This is a genomic window from Synechococcus sp. BA-120 BA3, from assembly GCF_034931285.1.
Lineage (GTDB): Bacteria > Cyanobacteriota > Cyanobacteriia > PCC-6307 > Cyanobiaceae > Cyanobium.
Genome location: NZ_JAYGHZ010000222.1, coordinates 1 through 754, shown reverse-complemented (window position 1 = coordinate 754; position 754 = coordinate 1). Strand labels below are relative to the sequence as shown.

1 protein-coding gene and 1 pseudogene are annotated in these 754 nt (G+C 74.5%); one reads left to right on the top strand and one right to left on the bottom strand.

The window, feature by feature from the left end:
- Nucleotides 1-221, top strand: a pseudogene (locus VB737_RS07430) (1-acyl-sn-glycerol-3-phosphate acyltransferase); the annotation flags it as partial.
- Here the strand turns inward: VB737_RS07430 and VB737_RS07425 are convergent.
- On the bottom strand, nucleotides 163-754 hold a 592-nt coding region (locus tag VB737_RS07425), incomplete at its 5' end, for a YdcF family protein (protein ID WP_500312269.1). The pseudogene VB737_RS07430 and the gene VB737_RS07425 overlap by 59 nt on opposite strands.

The following is a 754-nucleotide window of genomic DNA, read 5'->3' as shown; positions in this document are numbered from 1 at the left end:
ACCGGGCCCTGGGACCCGGCGGCCACGGCCCCCGGCTGGTGCCGATCCACATCCGCATCGGCACACCGATCCCGCCGCCGGCCTCCCGGCGCCGCCCCGACCTGGACGCCGCCACCCGCGCCGCCCAGGAGCAGATCAACCGGATGCTCGACCTGGGCCCGATCAGCGGATCCCTGCTTTTTCCAGCCAGGGAGCCACCCGCTCTTCCACCCACGGCCTGATGTCCTGACCGCTGATCACCCAGAGGGCCGCCCTGGCGCCGTCGCCCCAGAGGCGCCGCCGGCCCTCGACGACGCAGAGCTCGCCGCAGGGCACCGGGACCGGGGTGAGGTGGATGCCGCGGCTGCCGGCGACGATCCGTCCCACCAGCAGGGCCCGCTCCATGTGGTCCTCGGAGGTGACCAGCAGGGCATGGCGGATCCGGGCCTTGCGAAGGTCGTCCACCAGGGAGGTGAAGTTGGACATCGTGTCGCGGGCGCGGTAGTCGAGCTGGACCTGGCGGGCGGGCAGACCCTCCTTCTGCAGGAACAGCCAGTGGGCGTATTCGGGGTTGGTGCCGCCGGTGACCACCACCGGCAGTCCGTCCACCCGGGCCAGGCGGGCCGCCGCCGCCTCCCGATCCGCATCCCCCCCCAGCACCAGGATCATCTGGGGCGGCGGCGGCGTGGGCCACCAGCCACCGCGCGACAGCCACAGCAGGGCCAGTCCCGCCAGGCCCGCCAGCACCACCCGCCCCGAGAGGGGTCGCCGGGGG